Annotated in this window: 9 protein-coding genes; 3 read left to right on the forward strand and 6 right to left on the reverse strand. The window is 43.4% G+C overall.

Annotated features, from left to right (window positions below; all coding sequences use genetic code 11):
* Window positions 1-3: 3 nt before the first annotated feature.
* Window positions 4-3,156, reverse strand: a complete 3,153-nt coding sequence (locus tag M3P07_RS07460) for a glycoside hydrolase family 2 TIM barrel-domain containing protein (protein ID WP_249969270.1) — start codon at window positions 3,154-3,156, stop codon at window positions 4-6.
* A gap of 304 nt (window positions 3,157-3,460) precedes the next feature.
* The gene (locus M3P07_RS07465; protein WP_249969271.1) at window positions 3,461-6,247 is read right to left on the reverse strand and encodes a helix-turn-helix and ligand-binding sensor domain-containing protein; all 2,787 of its coding nucleotides are present in this window, start codon (window positions 6,245-6,247) and stop codon (window positions 3,461-3,463) included.
* A 289-nt stretch (window positions 6,248-6,536) separates the two neighbouring features.
* On the opposite strand from M3P07_RS07465, the gene M3P07_RS07470 reads away from it, so the two are divergent.
* From M3P07_RS07470 to M3P07_RS07480, 3 genes are all read left to right on the forward strand, one after another.
* On the forward strand, window positions 6,537-9,743 hold the full coding sequence (locus tag M3P07_RS07470) for a DUF1553 domain-containing protein (RefSeq protein ID WP_249969272.1): 3,207 nt from the start codon (window positions 6,537-6,539) through the stop codon (window positions 9,741-9,743).
* A 4-nt stretch (window positions 9,744-9,747) separates the two neighbouring features.
* Window positions 9,748-11,253: a DUF1501 domain-containing protein gene (locus tag M3P07_RS07475; protein ID WP_249969273.1), complete on the forward strand. Its 1,506-nt coding sequence runs from the start codon at window positions 9,748-9,750 to the stop codon at window positions 11,251-11,253.
* 63 nt (window positions 11,254-11,316) lie between these two features.
* Complete coding sequence (locus M3P07_RS07480; RefSeq protein ID WP_249969274.1) at window positions 11,317-12,687, forward strand: c-type cytochrome domain-containing protein; 1,371 nt, start codon at window positions 11,317-11,319, stop codon at window positions 12,685-12,687.
* A 114-nt stretch (window positions 12,688-12,801) separates the two neighbouring features.
* On the opposite strand, the gene M3P07_RS07485 is transcribed toward M3P07_RS07480, so the two are convergent.
* The 4 genes from M3P07_RS07485 to M3P07_RS07500 form a co-directional block, all read right to left on the reverse strand.
* Window positions 12,802-14,259, reverse strand: a complete 1,458-nt coding sequence (locus M3P07_RS07485; RefSeq protein ID WP_249969275.1) for a TolC family protein — start codon at window positions 14,257-14,259, stop codon at window positions 12,802-12,804.
* A gap of 39 nt (window positions 14,260-14,298) precedes the next feature.
* Window positions 14,299-15,669, reverse strand: a complete 1,371-nt coding sequence (locus tag M3P07_RS07490) for an ABC transporter permease (RefSeq protein WP_249969276.1) — start codon at window positions 15,667-15,669, stop codon at window positions 14,299-14,301.
* Window positions 15,666-16,910 carry an efflux RND transporter periplasmic adaptor subunit gene (locus tag M3P07_RS07495; protein ID WP_249969277.1) on the reverse strand — a complete coding sequence of 415 codons (1,245 nt, stop codon included), beginning with the start codon at window positions 16,908-16,910 and terminating at the stop codon, window positions 15,666-15,668. Before M3P07_RS07495 ends, M3P07_RS07490 begins: the two co-directional genes overlap by 4 nt.
* A gap of 303 nt (window positions 16,911-17,213) precedes the next feature.
* Window positions 17,214-17,702, reverse strand: a complete 489-nt coding sequence (locus M3P07_RS07500; protein WP_249969278.1) for a hypothetical protein — start codon at window positions 17,700-17,702, stop codon at window positions 17,214-17,216.
* Window positions 17,703-17,795 lie beyond the last annotated feature (93 nt).

The following is a 17,795-nucleotide window of genomic DNA, read 5'->3' on the forward strand; positions in this document are numbered from 1 at the left end:
TTTTTATTTTCCAATGTTAATATGCACGTACGTCCTAATTTCCCATTCCTGTCCTTCATCAAAGCCAACCGGACTTAGCACGGGTTCTGGCGGAAAGGTATTCGGGGGAATTGCGTTAGGCGAATAGCGAGGAGAAAACTCATCGAGTGAACGCCAAATACCCCTAATTCCAATTTTGGTGTCGGGTAAAAGGAACCAATCCGGCTTGCTTACAGATGTGGAAATATCCAGCATCAATTGAACTGGGTAGGTAAGGTTGAAATCCCGGTGATAATCATAGGGGCCCCAATCGTTTACCTTGAAGGCATGTTCCAATTTCCATTTCTTGTAGATCACACGAACATCCCCTCCAAACCGTTCAATAACCCGAGGGTCGCTACCGTTTGACTGTGCATTTCCTCCATACAAATTGGCTATCAGTGCCAAATCTGGACCAACCTTGGAAACTATTCGCGAGCTTGCTTCCCATAAATCCTTGGCGGGTACCGCACTTGGGAAGGCAAAAGGATTCCGATCAGCTCCAAATCCAATAGCAGCATCTTGTGTTGTTGGAAGATGTCGGAACACAAATCCAAGGTTGAAGGCCAACTTGGCATCTTCACTGCGATCGTTGTCCCATTGATAAAACCATGTGCCGGGTGTTGGATCAAAAGTCAGCAACAATTCACCCGCGGTGGTTTTTCTGTTACCACGCACGGCAAAGGGGTCATCTTGAACATTCCGTAGGACTGCAGGGCCACCCGCATCTACCGGAACCGGACCCACTAATGGTTCTTGCCATAAGAAATTAGGTGCTACTTGAAAGTTGCCAAAGGTATAAGTGAACCCAGAAAGAAAACTGTTCTGGTTACCACTTCCGTTGTCCTTCAATTTCCAACCTGTAAAGGTGACTGTTTGATCTACGCCTCCGTTGGCCACCAAACCTGTGGAAGCACCAAGGGCATACCAATTGAATTTTCCTTTGGAATAGGTAATCCTAGCTTTGGCACCCCAATTATCGTCGGCATTTATTTCGTCATTGTAAATCACATAGTTCCCTGGTCCGCCTTCCACAAATTGGAAATCCCGACCATTCAAGGGCTGTCCGCCCCAAATTCCCCCAACTTCTAGTCCGAGGTTGCCAAATTCCCGTTCGATATGGAGCGTTGCTCTACGTGTTTTTGGTAGTGGAATGGCTCCAGAGGTCTGGGTATTTCTTCTTTGCCCTAAATCCTCATGATAGACTCCAGTTAAATCAAAATGTCCAAGTTTGGTATGGTATTTCAATAAAATTGCTGGGTTGGCTCCCCACCACAATTGATCTCCAAATGCAGCTTTTAAGCCTTTAAAAGCTTTTTTGCCATCCACTTCCATTCCCAGGATTTCCCCATTGTATATATCCAGGTTGGGACCATAATTGGCTTCTGGATAGAGTCCAAAGAAATCCCCTTCATAACCCCAATGGTAATGACCAGTTCTATAAAACCCTCTTACATCGGCCTGTTTGGTCTGCCAATCAAACTCCGCATTATACACCCTTACTCTATTGTTATCGGCAAAGGTTACCTCTCCATTGTCTGAGTTCACAGCAACGGGGCGACCTACATTTTCATAAAATATTTCGTTAATGGGATTTGTGGCAATATTTCCAAGAATGTTGAAATTGACATTGGCCCTCATATTGGAGGACGGCTCCCCTTCGATACCTACATAGTAGGATTGCATATGGTCAAAGCCCCTTTCGTCAGGAAAGTTATTTGCTGTTGGGTCGGCTATTGCGGGAGTGGTAATCAAACTACCTCCAGTACTAAAAGTGGTGAATTCGGCCCTAAGTTTACTTACCCGAATTTTGCTTCCACTGTTAGCTTCCAATGCCGCTTTATCTCCTCGAGCTTTTAGCACGGCATCCATTAACCCTATGCCATCAAAATAATCGTTAATGAACTCCGAGGTTACTCCATCTGCATATGGATTGAGTTGATGGGCTTCCTTTAAGGCGTAGTAAGCGGCCCTTGGATAAAGATCATAAAGTCCCCTTTCGCTGGTTGGACCTTTGGCACAGATACCAAACCATTCCTCGTTCATGTTGTTCTCACCTGGGGCTGCTAAATCCCTGGCGTAACCCCCATTGGACCATGAGGCATTGTTATCATGTATATCTGCATTTTCTCTATCGTCAAAACCGTATTTCCACCATCCATCACTAAACTGAAAAGTGAAGCCTCCAACGGAGTTTCCAACCTTCCCCAAACCAGCGGCGTTATCGTAGATTTCCTTCCAGTTACCCACCATGTAGTAGGCCTGGGAGTATTGATCTTCCTTATTTTCCATAGCATTATAGGCGTCGGCACCAAACTCCGTGAACATCACAGGTTTGTTCAGCTTGTCCTTAACGACTTGGAACATATCACCAAAGGAAACCCCTCTATAGGTGTTGGTTCCGTAGATGTCCACATCTTTACATTCCTCAGCTACAATATCAATGAACAACACATCGCCATTACATATGGCCACTGGGTGTGAGGGGTCCATGGCCTTCATTTTCTTTGCAGCCTCGTTCATAAGTCGGTACATTGGTCTTCCCCGACTTTCCCCTATAAACTGGATCCTTCCTTCATCATCCGGAAAATCTTCGGTCTCTGCCCCGGCCCAAAACAATCCATAGTTGTTTTCGTTGCCCAAGAGGTAGAGTAAAAGTCCAGGGGTGTTTTTGTAGCCCTTGACCAACTCCTCCATTTCTGACATTAAAAATTCTTGGGTTTTGGCATCGTCGTAAATGGTTACAGGGGTCCATACCCCATCCAAAGTGAGACCATACCGCCCGAAGGAATGATTAAGCATGGTGTAGATACCATAGTTCTCGTAGATATACTGTATCCACTTTGCTGGAACTCCGGTGTATTGCCTAATAACATTTACCCCCATGTTCTTTAGAAGGGACATTTCTGTGTCAAGTCCCGCCTTGATCACATCGTCCGACTTCTTCCAGAAATTTGCATTTACGGTATTTGTTCCGATTGGGATGTAGTCCCAATTCATACCGTTGATCATGAAATCCTCGCCATTGACGACCAATTTCATTCCTTCTTCGTTGCTAACGACCGATACTTTATCGGCTTGTGCATTTACGCTAAGGACAACCAAGAAAAATAGGAATCTGAATAGATAGTTTTTCATAGTAATGTTTAGTTTAAGTTTCTCCGAACCGGTGGGTTGCTAACCCTTATGCTGTAAAGCCTCTTGTCCTAAGACGACTAAACGACCGATTCTGGGATGGTTAAACTTATCTTAATTAAATGCGAAATCCTTAAGAAGCACCTCAACAAAAAATATACATCTCAATATTTTGACATATTTTTTGAGTTATTCTCAAAACGCTTGTTTTTAAAGGGGTTTAGAGGAAAAAGGGAAATAGTTGTTTGGCAGGGAAATTTGCCGTTGTATAGGTAATGTTGAGGTGTTTGGGGAAGAATGCTGCGGTTTATAGCTTAAGAATATAATCCACTAAATTGTCATCATGGGTCAAATTCATCTTTTTACGCAATCTGTAGCGTTTAATTTCCACGCTCCTGGGAGAAATATTGAACATGGGAGCTATCTCTTTGGAAGACAAATTCAAACGTAGATAGGCACACAACCTGATATCGTTTGGGGATAAATTGGGGTGTGCATTCTTGAGTTTCTTTAAAAATTTTCTATCTGCATTATTAAAGGCTTCTTTAAATAACTCCCAATCGTCATTTTGTTTCAAACTTTTGTCAATTATGCCGATTATGGATTGCACGGAATCCTTATTATCTACACTGGCGACCAACTGCTCTTTTACTTTGGACAACAACTCATTCTTTTTGATGATACTCATGGTTGAAGCGGCTAGTTCATTGCTCTTGTTTTTAAAGTCCTCCTTGAGTTGTTGGTTTTTAAGTTTAATGATCTCCTTTTCGTTTTGAGCCTTGGCCAGGGCCATTTCCCGTTGATTCTTTTCTATCAATTTCTGTTGCCGTCTGTGATAATATCTACGGTACGCATTATGAATAGCAATGGAACCCAATATGAACGCAAATAGATAGATGATCAAAAAAAGATTGGAACGATACCATGGCCGAGCTATGGTAAAACCGTAGGAAGCAATATTTTCGGAGCTTCTTTCTCCTATTTTAGCCCGTACATTGAAAATGTACGAACCAGGAGGAAGGTTTTCAAAAGCCACGGACGAATTTCCCGTCAAGTCACTCCAATTGGGGTAAATTCCTTCAAGTTGATACTGATATTGGGGCTTAATGTACTTGTTATAGGAAGGAACGAAATAAGTGAATTCCAGGTTGTTTTCGGACGGCAGAAAATCTCCCTCGGTATTTTGGTCAACCAAATTTTCATCGGTTACCGGTAAGTTTTTTCCAGCCTGTCTTATGGTTTCAATACTCACGAAGAACTCTTCTTCCTCAAAATTTTCGATGTCAACGGTGAGGTAGCCCGAACGTGCCCCGAATAAATAAGTATGATCATCTAGTGCTGTAGCACTTTCGTACCCAATTATCCCATTTCGCATGTCCTCGGTTAGTGGAATTTGTTTAACACTGGGCGAACTCCCCACTCCCCCTCGGAGCACAAATCCAACACTTGAGTTGGAAAAAGTCCACAAATGTCCATTCCGCTGATCCAGGACCATTTTTCCGGAAACATACTCATCCTCAGAATAAAGCCTACTAAGGACGGAGTCCTTGTCGAACTTGTTTTTATCCCAGTTGTATTTTAGGATGCCTTTTTTATAGGCATACAACAAATCTCCTCCATATTTTAAGATCCCCGAGTTAGAATCCTTGATCAGGGTATCTACATCTTGGATGGTAATCCCAGAATAGTTGGCATCGGGCCTTAACCTAAACACTCCTTTATATTCATGATTTACAAAGATATCCTCCTTAAAAACCTCGAAATATCTTGCAGAATGATCAAATCCTCCTAGTCTATTTCTTAACTGCCAACTGTTGTTGTTCCTCTGTAAAACATACAATCCGTCGTAATTCCCCTGCAAGAGAAGGTCGGTTTGCCCAGGTATTTTGCCCACCTTCCAGGTGCCCTGTATATCAGATATTCTATTGGCCTGATCATTTTCTACCAAAAAAGTTCCTGTATGATGACCACAGAACAAGTTGCCGTCAATTTCTTCCAATGACCACACTTGGCCATGGGTTCCTTCCACAAATTGGAAATCCGACCTACTATCTTGTTCCTTATAAAAGAGCCCTTGGTTTGTCCCCAAATACAGATACCCTCCCTTTATTGCCGAGGCGTAGACACTCCCCACTAAACCTTTTTTATCAGGGTAAATTCGAAATGGTGAACCCCGATTTATGAAGCTAATCCCAACATCCAATCCCAACCAAATATTGCCATCAATATCCTCGTACAAGGCCAAGACCGTATTGTTTTGTAGTCCCTTAACTTGATCTATATGATCCACCAATTCCCCAGCTTGATCCAAAAGGACCAGACCATGCGAAATGGTACCCAAGGCCAAATCCCCATCCCTTAATTGCAAACCACTATATAAGCTGATTTGTGACAGAAGATCATCAGCTTCAGTATTCCATTTGGCGATGGATTGATTTTGTGTCTGGAAAAAACCCTTGTTTTTGGTCAGGATCAACAATTCCCTTCCAATCGGAAAAATATTGATAATCTCGTCATCCATGATGGATTCCTCTGCATATACCAAAACTGCCCTACCATTTTCAATCTTAAAAATTCCTTCTCCAACTTTTTGGAAATAAATGGTCGTACCTACCTGGAACATTTTGGGTAAAAAGGAATCCGACTTAATCACATTTAGTGAATTGTCATCAAGCCCATGGATATAAATTCTGCTATGCGACTGAAATACCACGTAACCCTCAAGTTCAATAATGCTCCAGAACTCTTCATCTTCAAGCATTTGTTGCTTCAATTCCCTAGATAAACTAGTGTATTCCAAGGCCCCGGTCTCCGAGCTTTCCCAATAGCCAAACTCCATATAACAACCGATATAGGCTCGTTCACCAACCACCTTAACCGATCTTATAATGGATCCATTTGGAGAGGGGTACAGCGTCCATAAAGCCCCATTGAATTTTAACAAACCATTGTTGTTAGCTATAAACATGGTTTTGTCCTCTCCCTGGGAAATAGCCCAATTTTGACTTTCAGAGCCATATTCGGCGGGAGAAAAATTCTGAATTGGAGGGATTTCTTGGGAATAAGCACCTTGGCATACTATGAAATATGACATGAGTAATATTTGCAGAGGCCTTTTTGCTAAATCCCAATTCAAGAATGTTGTATGGTTTCCAAGGCGATCAAATAAAACTCCCATAGGTTTAAAATACACAAAAACATTTTAAGTCAATTCCGATTTCCAATTCAGGAATGCAGAATCGGAATGCAAAAGGGTCCAAAATTTTATCTTTTATCTAGGCTATTATCACATAAAAAAAGAAGACAATTATCTAGGAGTCAAAAATTTGCAATGTTCTGCTTAATTTTAGCTGACAGGAATAAAATTAATTTGGTACGGCTTCATGGGTAAATTTGGTTTTTTGATTGGGATATTGGCTGCTTTTTCCATGGTTTCCTGTGGGGATCCGGATTTGCCCGAATATGTCGCAATCGAGTACGCCAAACTTCCAGAAAAACTGGATTTTAACCAACATGTAAAACCCATACTTTCGGATAAATGCTTTATCTGTCACGGCCCGGACAAAGCCAAAGTCTCTGCCGGCCTGCAATTGCACACCCCCAAAACTGCCTATGCCGAATTGCCCGAAAACCCAGGGAAATTTGCAATAAAACCGGGGAGTTTGAAAAATTCTGAGTTGTTCTATCGCATATTGCAAGAGGATCCCGATTTGGTGATGCCTACCCCAGATTCTCACCTAAGTCTGACTCCAATTGAAAAAGCCACTCTGATAAAATGGGTCGAGGATGGAGCCGAATACAAGGATCATTGGGCTTTTATTGCTCCCCAAAAAACAAACCTGCCCGAAGTATCTATAGATAGTTTAACAGCAAATCGCATAGACCATTTTATACTGGCAAAATTGGAGGCTAAGGGGTTATCCTTTTCCAAAAAAGCAGAGAAGGAGATTCTTTTGAGGCGCTTGTCGTTTGATCTTACCGGAATGCCTCCATCCATTGAGGAAATAGATGACTTTATGGCTGACGACAGTCCGAATGCCTTTGAAAATCAGGTCGACCGCTTATTGGCCTCCCCCCGTTATGGCGAGCAAATGGCATTGGGTTGGATGGATGTGGCCCGATTTGCCGATACCCATGGGTACAGTGTTGACCGTTATCGTGATATGTCGCCATGGCGCGATTGGGTCATAGGTGCTTTCAACAAAAATCAACCTTATAATGAATTTGTAAGCTGGCAATTGGCCGGTGATCTTATGGAAAACCCGACCAAGGAAATGAAACTGGCAACTGCATTCAATCGAATTCATCCCCAAAATATGGAAGGGGGAATCGTGGGCGAGGAATTTTTAATTGAGTATGCAGCCGATAGAACCATTACATCGGGTCAGGCATTTATGGGATTAACCTTGGATTGCGCACGATGTCACGACCATAAATACGACCCGGTCACGCAGAAGAATTTCTATGAAATGACTTCTTTCTTCAACAATATCAATGAATCTGGTCAAATATCCTTCAACAACGCCCTACCTACCCCGACCATGCTTTGGACCACTGAGGAAGAAGAACAAATGTTGGATTACATGGAAGGATTAGTCAAAGAAAACGAAGTTGAACTAGCAAATACAATACAAAAAATCCTGCCCGAAGCTCAAAATTGGATAGCAATGGGTAGGTATTCCAGCATAAAAGTTTCCAAACGGGGCTTGATTGGCGAATTCGACTTGGATGACAAAAGTTTGACAAATAAGGTTAGACCTTCACAAAAAGGTACCATGAAACGTGAATACGCAGAAGGACAACCCATAGATTTGGTCAATGCCCGACGTGGACAGGGGATTCGTTTTGATGGAGATGCTTGGTTGGATTTAAAACAGGTGGGGGTTTTTGGTCGACATCAACCTTTCACCGTTGGGGTTTGGGCAAAAATTCCCGAAGAAGTGACGGACGGGAATATTTTTCACAAAGGGGACGGGGCCGTTTTGTATGCCTGGCGCGGTTTCCACTTGAAAATTGTGGACAACAAACTTGAACTGCTGATGGCGCATACTGGGCCGGACAATGCCATCCGCGAACACTCCAAAATGGAAATACCCAAGGACGAATGGATACATTTTGCCGTAACCTATGACGGGTCCAGCTCGGCTGCTGGATTTAAAGTCCATGTGAATGGCAACGAGTGGCAAACCGAGGTCATCGATGATAACCTCTATAAGGGTATTCTCTTCGGAAGAAAAGTGGAACCTGGACTTCAATTTGGTGCCCGATTGCGCGGAAAAGGTATCGGCGGTGGTATAATAGATGATATTAAGGTGTACGGCAGGGAACTTTCGCAAGTGGAATTGATGCAAATCGCTGAAAACAAATCCGTTCAAAAACTATTGGACAAAGACCCGAAAAACCTCGGTGTTTCTGAGCAAAAACTTTTGGAACAGCACTTCCTTTTAAACAGCAAGCCCATACAAAAACAACAAAAGCAACTGGCTAAGATCAGAAAAGCCTTTGTTGACAGCCTGGAGCCCATAAAGGAAATTATGGTTATGAAGGAAACCACTCCGGTCCAAGCCCATGTGTTGGAAAGAGGGGCTTATGATGCCAAGGCCGAGGAAGTATTCCCAAATACTCCAGAGTTTTTGCCCGGTATGGATAAAGACTTTCCCAAAAACAGGCTGGGTTTTGCAAAATGGCTGTTCCACGAAGACCACCCGTTGACCTCCCGAGTCACCGTTAATCGGCTGTGGCAACATTTCTTTGGCGTCGGATTGGTGAAGACCGCCGAAGATTTTGGCAATCAAGGGGAATTGCCAAGTCATCCAGAATTATTGGATTATTTGGCCTTACATTTTATGGAAAGCGGTTGGGATTTAAAGGCCTTCAACAAAATGATCGTAATGTCACATACCTATCAACAAGATTCCCGCTCCTCAGAAGAACTCAGGGCAATAGATCCGGAAAATAGATTGCTTGCCCGAGGACCGTCTAAGCGGATGACGGGGGAAATGCTGCGCGACAACGCATTGGTAGCAAGTGGATTACTAAACGAAAACATCGGAGGAGAAAGCGTAAAGCCCTATCAACCAGCCGGACTTTGGAAGGTGAACGGGTACACCTACACCCCTGATAAGGGCGAAAAACTATATCGTCGTAGCATGTACACCATTTGGAAGCGTTCGGTGCCCCACCCGACCTTGTCTACATTTGATGCTCCAGCTCGCGACGTATGCACCGTTCGTAGACAAGAAACCAATACCCCCTTGCAGGCATTGGTGTTGCTGAACGACCCCACCTATGTGGAAGCAGCCAGGGTTCTCGGAAAGAAAATGGCGGATACTTCGGATGCCCAAGAAGGGCTTCAAATGGTTTTTAGGAGCCTCACCGGACGGAGACCAACGGCCACAGAATTGAAAATATTACTGGAGTTAAAGGATAGCGAATATCAAAAATTCAAATCGAAGGAAGCAAAAACCAAAGGTTGGTTGAACACCGGGGAATTTAGGATTGATGATGCGGATGAAAAAGCATTGGTTGCCGCCAATGCCGTAGTAGCAAGTACCATAATGAATTCTGATGCGACCATAACCAAAAGATAGCAATATGTGCGATCATCACGACAAGCTTAGATCCAACAACAAAGACCTGCAGCAGGTGGAAAAGATGTGCGACCGCAGGGAGTTCTTGACCAAGACCTCTTTGGGATTGGGGGCAATGGCGTTGGGCTCACTATTGAACACGGAAAAGGCATGGAGCAATGTAAAAAACCAAGTGCAACCCGATTTGGGGATGTTCGGTCGAAACGATTTAGGCCTTCCCCATCATATGCCCAAAGCGAAACGTTGTATCTACCTGTTCCAAAGTGGAGGGCCTTCACAATTGGAACTGTTTGACTACAAACCAAAATTGCGCGACCTTTTTGGCCAAGACCTTCCAGAATCGGTGCGCCAGGGACAACGATTAACTGGAATGAGTGCTGATCAGACCTCCTTTCCAATTGCTGCTTCCACCATCAACTTTAATCAATATGGGGAGTCACGGGCTTGGGTAAGCGATGCCATGCCCTACCTATCGGAAATGGTCGATGATCTTTGTTTTATCAAGAGCATGCAGACCGACGCCATCAACCATGATCCAGCGATTACCTTCTTCCAGACCGGAAGTCAATTGCCAGGTAGGCCCTCTATAGGCTCATGGATAAGTTATGGCTTGGGTTCAGACAATGAAAACTTACCCACATTCATCACCCTGATTTCCAAAAATGGAGGAGGACAACCTTTGTATGCCCGCTTGTGGGGTAACGGTTTTCTCCCAACAGAACATCAAGGGGTGCAATTTCGCAGTGGGAAAGACCCGGTACTCTACCTTACTGATCCCGAAAATTATGATGGCCATGATCGTAGAAATATGTTGGATTATCTTGAGAAATTGAATGCTGTTCAACATGACACCTACGGGGACCCAGAGATCAATGCGCGAATGGCACAGTACGAAATGGCCTTCCGTATGCAAACTTCTGTACCGGAAGTGACGGATATGAGCAAGGAACCCGATTACATTTTTGAGATGTACGGAGAGGATAGTCGGGACCCAGGTACCTATGCAGCAAATTGCTTGTTGGGCAGAAAACTGCTGGAGAAAGATGTGAAATTTGTTCAATTGTACCACCAGGGATGGGATCAACATGCAGGATGTCCTGGAGGTGTGGCACTGAATGCCAAAAAGACCGATCAAGCCAATGCTGCCCTGATCAAAGATCTAAAGCAAAGGGGCATGTTTGAGGACACATTGATTATATGGGGCGGGGAATTTGGCAGGACCGTGTATTCCCAAGGGAAGTTGACCACCACCGATTATGGACGAGATCATCATCCAAAGGCATTTACCATGTTTATGGCCGGTGCAGGGGTGAAACCTGGCTTCACTTATGGCGAAACGGATGATTTTAGTTACAACGTGGTCAAAGACCCTGTGCACACCCATGATTTTCAAGCTACCCTAATGCACCTTTTCGGCATAGACCATGAGCGTTTAATCTACAAACACCAAGGAAGACGGTTCCGGTTGACCGATGTACATGGGCATGTGGTCAAGGATATATTGAGTTAAAGGATTGGAAGACCCATCAGTCGCAATTTGAAGCATCAAAGAAAATACCTAACAAGCGATTAAATGAATGAAACATCGGACATTATTTTGTTCTTAGGAAGATTCCATCCGATGGTGGTGCACCTCCCCATTGGGTTTTTACTTTTCGCTTTTATTCTTGAGGTATTGAGCCGTTGGAAAAAGAATCCAGCTTTGGCTATTGTGGTACCCTTGGCATTGCTATTGGGGGCAATTAGTGCGTTGGTTGCCTGTATTTTGGGCTATCTACTTTCACTGAGCGGGGACTACGAGCAAGGCGCTTTGGATATCCACTTTTGGTTCGGCATCATTACCACAATTATCGCCTTTATGGCCTGGCTGATCAGTGCCAACAAAGTGACCATACCAAAATTGCAACACGGAAAACCCTATTTGATCACGCTGACAGTTGTGATAGTTTTGGTGGGAATCACGGGTCATTATGGAGGCAATCTCACACATGGCGCCGACTATTTGACCGCTTACCTTCCATTTGGTCAATTTAAGAAGGAAAAATTGGCACCTGTGGCGACTGTTGAGGAGGCCGGAGTGTTTGCTTATCTGGTCGATCCTATTTTAGAAGATAAATGCGTTAGCTGCCACAATGCTTCAAAAAAGAAGGGCAAACTCTCTTTCGCCAATGTGGAGTCCCTATTAAAAGGAGGAGAATCGGGACCAGCGTTTGTAGCCGGTAATCCGTCAGCATCCGAAATGATACGCAGGGTTCTCCTAAACCCAGAAGATGAGGAAGTTATGCCTCCAGAAGGTAAAACACCCTTGACCGAAGAAGAGATTGCCATTTTGAATTTTTGGATACAAACTGGAAATGGCAGTTTTGAAACTAAAATGGGTGAACTTGAGGTATCTGAGGAGGTACAAACCATCGCTAGCACCATGTTGGGCCTAACCCCCAATCCCGGTGAACTAATGCTCGCCCCTGGTCCAGTGGTAGCTGATTCTACCCTAAATAAACTCCAAGATTATGGGTTTAAAATACGGGAATTGGTGGCTGGCACAAATTTGTTTGATGTGGCCGTGACGTCGAACAATCCGAAGATTACGGCTACTACCATGCCGGGCATGATCAGGGAACTGGCTTTAATTAAGAGCAATATCATATGGTTGTCCCTACCGGATAACAAGGTGAATGATGACGACTTAAAAACTATCGCCACCTTCGAAAATCTAAGAAAACTACGTCTGGAGAAAAATCCGATAACCGATATCGGGGTAGGCCATCTTTCAACGCTACAAAATTTGGAATCTTTAAATCTGTACCAGACTAAAATCACCCAAAAATCGATTCCTGTGTTTTCGTCCATGCAAAACCTCCAAAGTGTCTATGTTTGGGGTACGGAAATTCAGCAAGACGAGTTTTCCAAAAAAGGTTCAGACAGGCTTGAAATTATATTATGAGATTCCGATTCAAATTTCAATGGTCAGGCCCTATCAGATTTAATACGACATCGATTTTATTAGAAAACAAGGTTTTCTTTGTCAAACAAAGCTGTTCAACAAATCCTGAAATCGTTAATCGAACACCAATTCGTCCACTGTTATTTTCTGATCGGCTATAAAATCGAAAAGTGTCAATTTTCTCAACAGGTAGTAATCCGACCAAAACCGTTCCAATGAATTCAGATAATCGATAATGGCCTTGTCCTTTTCTTGTTGCGCCAAGTTTAGGTCAGTAATCGTGATCTTACCCAGTACGTAGCGTTTTTTGGTAATCTCATAACGCTTGAGTGCCACTTCTTTGGCTTTCTCCGCAGTGACAAGAAACCCTCTTTGATTGGACCAGTTTAAGGTATGGAGATATATTTCCTGCTCAAACGCCTGCCGCTCCTGTTTAATGTTCGTATCGGTCAAATCAAGGTCTGCTTCGGCCATTTTTCTCTTGGATTTGGAAACTCCCCAATCAAAAATTGGGATTTCGAGCCTCGCGCTAATATTCTGCTGCTGGTCATAATCCTGGAAGAGCGTGTTGTAATCATCCGATTGCCCATTGAGTCCAAAATTCGCGTTTACCCGTAAGCGCAGTCGATTGTTGCCCCTTGCCTCGGCCAACTGCTTTTCCATTTCCAACCTTCTTCTCCTAAATTCTATGACCGATTTCCTATTGTCATAAGCTTCTTCCAAAGCCTTTTCCACACTAACACTGAATTGAGTAAGTTCTTCCGGCTCGTACAATGCCAAATCCTCGGTATCCAGGTTCAAGAACCTGGCCAAGTCCTGGGAAGCCCTTTTGAATGTAATTTCGTTGGTGGTAACTGTATTCTGCGAATTTAGGTGCCTTAATTCCATTTGTAAAAGGTCGTTTTCGGCAATTTTTCCAATATCGAACCTACCCTTCGCTATCTGCAACAAGGTGTCCTGATTGGAGAGGTTCCTTTTGGCAATTTGCAGCTGTTCTTGGGCCTTTAATAGGTCAAAATACCGCCTACATGTGGTCAAGGATATGTCTTCCATCCTTTCAATAAACTCCCTCTTGGACTCCTCGTACATCAAGGGTTCTATTTTTTTGTCCCATTTAAATGGATTGTAAAACACGGAGTTCTGGAAATAACTTATCGAAAAAGGAACCACGGAATAACTAGTGGAATTGTTATCCCCAAACCTATCAATTCGCTGAAGTTGGGAATTCACAGCAAATATCCCACCCGTATAGGGAACCTGTTGGGTTAGGCTGAGTCCCGCATCAATAATGGATTGGTTCTGGCTTACAAAAATATCCTGCCCCAAATCGTTGGTAATCCTGTTCACTGAGTTGGCATAGGTCGGTGAAAGGTTTAAACTGAGTCCGGGCAAAAAACTGGCAAGATAATTTCTGTACCTCCAATACTGCCTTTGGGTGGTGTTTACGAGAGCTTGGTATTCTGGAGAATTGCTTTGGGCTAAATGAATGGCCTCGGTCAACTTTACCTCCCTTTTTTGGGCATATCCCGACATGCAAAGGCTAACGGTAAGTAAAAACAGGATTTTTTTCATAGATAGGATTTATAGAATATGGACATTATGAAACCATTATTATTCTTGTCTGATGGCTTCAATGGGTCTTTTGTTCGCTGCAGAACGCGCTGGAAAAACACCAAACACCAGCCCCACCAGGGTCGCTACAAAAAATGATAGCAGAATAGAACCTGTGGTGAGAATGGTCTCAATACCGGTCAATCTCTCCAAGCTGAAAGAGGCTATTATACCCAGCACTACTCCTATTATTCCTCCTCCTAGACTGATCAAAATGGATTCGGACAAAAACTGCCAAATCACATCCTCACGCGTTGCACCTATGGCACGTATAATGCCTATCTCCTTGGTACGTTCAAGAACCGATGCCAGCATAATGTTCATGATGCCTATTCCCCCGATCAAAAGTGAAATTCCTGCTATGATACTCAGTACAATATTGAAAATCTGCTTCGTCTTCTGTTGTTGTTTTAGAAGATTTATGGGGATGGAGATTTCAAAATCTAGAACATCATTGTGCTTTCTTTTTAGCATTTTGCTGATGACCTCGGCGGTGGCCTTGAGTTCCGAGGAGTTGTTGACCTGCACGGTCAATCTATCTATCTGGTGGTAGTTGCCCCTGGGAATCCGCTTTTGTGGTCCGCCCTGCCGTTGTCCTATAATTTGATTGTAATCGATGGCCTTATCGGTGATGATTTTCCGGTCCTTGTATCGTACCAAAAAGGTTTTAATGGGGACATATACATCTTGGTTAAGATCCCGAATTCCGAGATTTTCCTGAGCCGTTTCCGAAATCAATTTTTCCTCAATTATTCCGATTACTTTGAGCCATACATCCTTGACCTTGATTTGTTTTCCCAATGCGCTTTCCCCTGTGAAAAGCTTTTTTTCCACCTTCTCGCCAATGATACAAACTGGCATGGCACCGATCAGTTGTTGATCCGAAAACTTGCTGCCCCGGCCCAAATGTATATTTGCGGTCTCGAAGAAATCGTTGGTAATCCCAATAAGCTTTACATTGTTCTGCTTTCCCCTATTGATGACATAGGTGTCCAAAATAATTTCTGGGCTGGTCTTTTTTACCGTTGGAATATGGTTCTCGATGCTTATTACATCCAACATATCAAGTCCTTTGGAAAACCTTTTGGTCTCCATCGCGCCAGCACTAGCATTCTCATCCTCGTCATCGGCACCTTCATCTTCCTCGTCGGGTATGGGGGTAATTACGATATTGTTTACACCCACCAATTCCAATTGTGCCAATATCTCTTTCTCGGCTCCGTTACCAATGGCCAACATGGTTATTACGGCCGCAACGCCAAATATGATACCAAGTGCTGTAAGGAATGTCCTGACTTTGTTGATGGCTATGACCCGTAGGGCCTCACTAAAATTGGACTTAAGCTTGTCCAGGAATATTCTATCCATCATTCCAATGATTGGATATTCTTATCTTCCAGTCCCTCGGGTTTGTTCAGGTATACGATGTCGTTTTCTTCCAAACCCTTTTGGACAACAACCTCATCCACATTGGAACTGCCAAGTTCCACTTCCTTTTTTACTACCGAAAGGCCAGATTTGGTATAAACGTAGCTTATGGAATCTTTTGAAAAAATGGCCTCGAGGGGAACAATAAGGACGTCCTCCTCTTTCCCGATAAGAATCTTATTGGAAGTGGTCATACCCGGGCGGATATTGTCGTTGGTTTCGTTGAACTTGATCAATACCTGGAACAGGTTTATATCCGACCCACGTTTCTTCTCTCCCACATTGGCCACATTGGTAACCACCCCACTTATGGTTACTTCAGGAAATGCGTCAAACCCAATGGAAACCTCTTGTTCCTTAATAATCTTACGGATGTCCACCTCATTGGCATAGGTCTTGGATTCCATTTTAGTGAGATCAGGTAAAGTCGCTATAGTTGGGTCCCATGGACTTATGCTTGATCCCACTTTTCTTTTGGAACCATCCCAGTTTTTTGCATACGTGACCATACCGTTGGCGTCAGAACGAATGGTAAACGACCTTTGCAGCGTGGTCAGGTCTTCCAATTGCTTTTGGATTTTGGACACTTCCGTACCCACTTCAACCATTTTGGCAATGGCCTTACGTTTTTTGATCTGATAATCCTCTTTTTTCTCCTTAAGATCCCGTTTTGCCCTTTCGATCTTTATTTCAAGTTGTTTGATGGTGCTGGGAGGCTCATAAACGGAGCGTTCAAGCTCCAGCCTATCCTCGGCCAGTGTAAACTCGAGGTCCTTAATGGCCGTTCGCTCTTGTTTTAGGGTTAAGGTGGTGTCCAATTGTTCTTGCGTAAATTTGGACTGCGCATTTTCCAAATTGAGCTGAGCATCAATTATCTGTCCATTGAGTTCAGATGGATCAAGTCTGCCTACATAATCCCCTTTTTTGATAACCGTTCCCTCGGGAATCAAGTCCTGTATCTTGACATTGTTCAAGCGGTACTTTCTTATATCCGTTGGCCCGTTGATTTTTTTTAAACTGGTGGACTGTGCTTCACCAGAAATTACGACTTCATCTAAAAATACTCCCTTTTTCACTTTTGTGGTCACCGAAACATTGTCTTCGGAACCTGAAGAAAAAAAAGAGAATAAAAGAATAATCAGGACAAGGGGGGAAGCAATGAGCAGAAGCTTTTTTCGGTTCATTTGTTGGTTGGTTTTAGTAGGTGATTTCATCAAAAGTAGTCAATGAAACCAAACAACTTCTGTACCAAATGTTATTCTTTTCACAACAAAATTTAAATTTTCTAAAAAAAGTGTTTAATCCGGCATCAAGCTATTGGAATTCTATAACCATCGTTTGCCATATTCCAATATCCTGGGCCTTTTGGTAAGTTGCATAGATCAACCCTCAATGGAATCCAGGACCAAAATCAATCCCACAAATTCCAAATTGGGTAACTCGGATTGATTCCGCTGATGAACTTTATTTGGGAAAGGTTCGCTTAATTAGCTTCTTTCCATTCGCAAGATTACAAAAGCCTGGTCATCACTACCATCACCATCCACATCATATTCAACAGGTCCGGTAATTGTAAAAATACCATCGCTAACCGAGCCCTGTAAGGTTTCGAGTTCGTTGGGTGCATCATCGTACCGAACGGTAAATAATCCTTCACAAAATGCCAAATCTCCTGTTGTTGATTCGCTTGCCGCCCCACTTTCCGTAATCAACAGCGTAAATCCACCATTGCCCTGGATATTGAGCGTAACCGTACCGCCCTCGGCAACAACGTCAATTTGTTCCGACGTTCCTGGAATATCAAAATTGGCCTGCGTAGCGGTCCAGTTTCCAGTCACATCCGATATTGAAAAATTTGGTCCGTTGAGGGAGCAATCGGAAAAATTAATCCCGTCTTCTTCATCCCCATCGCCCCCACAGGACAAAATGGGAATGCAAAGTGTCAGCAGCATCGAAACAAGCAGAACTTTTTTCATTATCCGAAATTTAAGAGTTTCCTATTTAATTCTAAATCCAACTGCCTATATTGTTTTTGGGATGGAATATAAGCTGTAGGCAACAAACCGAAG

The sequence above is a fragment of the Flagellimonas myxillae genome (assembly GCF_023502235.1).
Classification (GTDB): Bacteria; Bacteroidota; Bacteroidia; order Flavobacteriales; family Flavobacteriaceae; genus Flagellimonas; species Flagellimonas myxillae.

Coding starts and splice junctions, on each gene's coding strand:
- M3P07_RS07470 (WP_249969272.1), top strand. CDS start 6,537: ATGGGTAAATTTGGTTTTTTGATTGGGATATTGGCTGCTTTTTCCATG.
- M3P07_RS07460 (WP_249969270.1), bottom strand. CDS start 3,156: ATGAAAAACTATCTATTCAGATTCCTATTTTTCTTGGTTGTCCTTAGC.
- M3P07_RS07475 (WP_249969273.1), top strand. CDS start 9,748: ATGTGCGATCATCACGACAAGCTTAGATCCAACAACAAAGACCTGCAG.
- M3P07_RS07490 (WP_249969276.1), bottom strand. CDS start 15,669: ATGATGGATAGAATATTCCTGGACAAGCTTAAGTCCAATTTTAGTGAG.
- M3P07_RS07495 (WP_249969277.1), bottom strand. CDS start 16,910: ATGAACCGAAAAAAGCTTCTGCTCATTGCTTCCCCCCTTGTCCTGATT.
- M3P07_RS07480 (WP_249969274.1), top strand. CDS start 11,317: ATGAATGAAACATCGGACATTATTTTGTTCTTAGGAAGATTCCATCCG.
- M3P07_RS07500 (WP_249969278.1), bottom strand. CDS start 17,702: ATGAAAAAAGTTCTGCTTGTTTCGATGCTGCTGACACTTTGCATTCCC.
- M3P07_RS07485 (WP_249969275.1), bottom strand. CDS start 14,259: ATGAAAAAAATCCTGTTTTTACTTACCGTTAGCCTTTGCATGTCGGGA.
- M3P07_RS07465 (WP_249969271.1), bottom strand. CDS start 6,247: ATGTCATATTTCATAGTATGCCAAGGTGCTTATTCCCAAGAAATCCCT.